This is a genomic window from Arhodomonas sp. KWT (assembly GCF_010993615.1).
The window spans coordinates 10,066-13,009 of sequence record NZ_WNXE01000056.1 but is presented as its reverse complement, the minus strand read 5'-3'; the positions used below and the strand labels follow the sequence as shown (position 1 = coordinate 13,009).

Annotated in this window: 5 protein-coding genes and 1 pseudogene; all 6 read right to left on the bottom strand. The window is 65.1% G+C overall.

Annotated features, from left to right (window positions below; all coding sequences use genetic code 11):
* Positions 1–312, bottom strand: a pseudogene (locus tag G7A99_RS10400) (DNA-directed RNA polymerase subunit alpha); the annotation flags it as partial.
* Positions 313–351: 39 nt separating this feature from the next.
* Positions 352–972 (bottom strand): 30S ribosomal protein S4, encoded by a 621-nt coding sequence (gene rpsD, locus G7A99_RS10395; RefSeq protein WP_018718870.1) that lies wholly within the window; start codon positions 970–972, stop codon positions 352–354.
* A gap of 11 nt (positions 973–983) precedes the next feature.
* Positions 984–1,373, bottom strand: coding sequence for a 30S ribosomal protein S11 (gene rpsK, locus G7A99_RS10390; protein WP_018718871.1), 390 nt, complete (start codon positions 1,371–1,373; stop codon positions 984–986).
* A 44-nt stretch (positions 1,374–1,417) separates the two neighbouring features.
* Positions 1,418–1,774, bottom strand: a complete 357-nt coding sequence (gene rpsM / locus G7A99_RS10385) for a 30S ribosomal protein S13 (protein ID WP_018718872.1) — start codon at positions 1,772–1,774, stop codon at positions 1,418–1,420.
* A gap of 86 nt (positions 1,775–1,860) precedes the next feature.
* Positions 1,861–1,974 (bottom strand): 50S ribosomal protein L36, encoded by a 114-nt coding sequence (gene rpmJ / locus G7A99_RS10380; protein WP_018718873.1) that lies wholly within the window; start codon positions 1,972–1,974, stop codon positions 1,861–1,863.
* A gap of 108 nt (positions 1,975–2,082) precedes the next feature.
* The coding region (secY, locus tag G7A99_RS25445; RefSeq protein WP_240466236.1) for a preprotein translocase subunit SecY at positions 2,083–2,944 on the bottom strand (862 nt) is incomplete at its 5' end.

Below are 2,944 nucleotides of genomic sequence, written 5' to 3'. Positions count from 1 at the left end.
CTTCGACAGCCGGAGCGTCGCCTCGTCGCGGGCATGCAGCCGCACGGCGAGCTTCTTGAGGTTGAGCAGGACGTCCACGACGTCTTCGTGCACGCCCTCGATTGCGGTGTACTCGTGGAGAACGCCCTCGATCTCCACCTCCGTCACCGCGTACCCCGGCATGGACGACAGCAGCACCCGGCGCAACGCATTGCCCAGGGTGTGCCCGAAGCCGCGCTCCAGCGGTTCCAGCGCGACCTTCGCGCGCCGGTCGCTGAGCGTCTCGACGTCGACCACCCGCGGTTTGAGATAGTCCTTGAACTGACCCTGCATGAGGCTAGACCTCTCGCTTGTTCCGCCCGCCTCGGGACCTTACTTCGAGTACAACTCGATGATCAGATGCTCGTTGATCTCCTGAGAGAGGTCCGAGCGGTCCGGCACCTGTTTGAAGGTCCCGGTGCACTGATTCGTGTCGACATCGACCCACTGCGGGAATCCGGCCTGCTGCGCCATCTCCAGCGCCGCCTGCACCCGCACCTGCTTGCTGGCCTTCTCCTTGAGGGAGACCACATCGCCCGGTTTGACCTGGGCCGAGGCCACGTTGGTCACGCGGTCGTTGATCTTCACCGCGCGGTGCGCGACCAGCTGGCGCGCCTCCGCACGGGTCGAGCCGAAGCCCATCCGATAGACGACGTTGTCGAGCCGGCACTCCAGCAGCTGGAGCAGGTTCTCACCGGTGTTGCCCTTGCGCCGGTCCGCCTCGCGGTAGTACTTGCGGAACTGCTTCTCCAGCACGCCGTACATGCGGCGGACCTTCTGCTTCTCGCGAAGCTGCAGGCCGTAGTCGGACAGCCGCGTACGGCGCTGACCGTGCTGGCCGGGCGGCGTATCGAGCTTGCACTTGCTGTCGAGCGGACGCACGCCGCTCTTCAGCGACAGATCGGTGCCCTCGCGCCGGGCCAGCTTACATGTCGGTCCCGTGTACCTTGCCATGACCTTACCCCTTAGACGCGACGCTTCTTCGGCGGACGGCAACCATTGTGCGGAATGGGCGTCACGTCCGAGATGTTGGTGATTCGGTAGCCCGAGTTGTTCAGCGCGCGGACCGCCGACTCGCGCCCCGGACCGGGGCCCTTCACGCGGACCTCGAGGTTCTTCAGGCCATAGTCCTTCGCCGCCTCGCCGGCGCGCTCGGAGGCGACCTGCGCGGCGAAGGGCGTGCTCTTGCGGGAGCCGCGAAACCCGCTACCCCCGGCACTCGCCCACGCCAGCGCGTTGCCCTGCCGGTCGGTAATCGTGATGACTGTGTTGTTGAACGTCGCGTTCACGTGCGCGATACCGTCCACTACGGTGCGCTTGACGCGCTTACGTCCCCGGCTCGTCGCTTTCGCCATATTGACCGTCCTGAATCCTCAAGTCCTAAACTGCTGTGCGAACCCTAACGGGTCACCGGCCGACGGGGACCCTTGCGGGTACGCGCATTGGTACGCGTGCGCTGCCCCCGGACCGTGAGCCCCCGCCGGTGGCGGATGCCCCGGTAGCAACCCAGGTCCATGAGCCGTTTGATGTCCATCGCCACGCTGCGCCGCAGGTCGCCCTCGACAACATACTTGCCGACCTCCTGCCGCAGCGTCTCGAGCTCCTCGTCGGAGAGCTCGCGGATCCGGCGATCCACAGGGATCCCGGCCGCCTCGCAGATCGCCCGCGCCCGCGTGCGCCCGACGCCATAAATGGACGTCAGCGCGATCGACGCGTGCTTGTTCGCGGGAATGTTTACGCCAGCTATACGGGCCATGCAGTTACTCCCAATACCCCTTGCCCGCGGAAAGCCCGCTAGTATAGCGGGCAATCCACCGAGTGTTCAACTCATTACCGCCGCGGTCAGCCCTGGCGCTGCTTGTGCCGGCCGTCCGAGCAGATTACGCGAACCGTACCCCGCCGCTTGATCACCTTGCAGTTGCGGCAGATCTTCTTCACCGACGCGCGTACCTTCATGGTCTCTCTCCGCAAATCCTAGCCATCACCGCTCGACAAGCGGCAAACGGTACCAAAAACGAAACGCCCCCGCAGCCCGTCCGGGCCACGGGAGTCCGGAATCCGGCCCTAGCCCAGCAGCCCGCCGCCACCGCGACCATGGGCCTTGAGATTGGCCTTCTTCATCAGCGGCTCGTACTGGTGGGAGAGCAGGTGCGCCTGCACCTGGGACATAAAGTCCATCACTACCACCACGATGATCAGCAGCGAGGTCCCGCCGAAGTAGAACGGTACGTTCCAGTACAGCAGCAGGAACTCCGGCATCAGGCAGACCGCCGTGATGTAGAGCGCCCCGACCAGCGTGAGCCGTGTCATCACCTTGTCGATGTAACGGGCCGTCTGCTCCCCCGGACGGATCCCCGGGATGAACGCACCGGACCGCTTGAGGTTATCGGCGGTCTCACGGGCGTTGAACACCAGCGCGGTGTAGAAGAAGCAGAAAAAGATGATCGCCACCGCGTAAAAGGTGATGTAGAGCGGCTGCCCCGGGCTGAGCATGTTCCCGATGGTCTGCAGCCAGCCCATCGACCCCTGGCCGAACCACTGCCCCAGTGTCGCCGGGAACAGGATGATGCTCGACGCGAAGATCGGCGGGATCACGCCGGCCATGTTCAGCTTCAGCGGCAGGTGGCTCGACTGGGCCGCGTACATCCGACGCCCCTGCTGGCGCCGCGCGTACTGCACGGTAATCCGCCGCTGACCCCGCTCGACGAAGACGATGAACGCGATCACCGCGATCGCCAGCGCCAGGAAGAACAGCACCGTGAGAATCGAGAGCTCACCCGTGCTTGCCAGCTCGAGCGTGCCGCCGAGCGCCTGCGGCAGCCCGGCAACGATGCCCGCGAAGATCAGCAGCGAGATGCCGTTACCGATACCGCGCTCGGTAATCTGTTCACCGAGCCACATCAGGAACAGCGTCCCCGTCACCAGT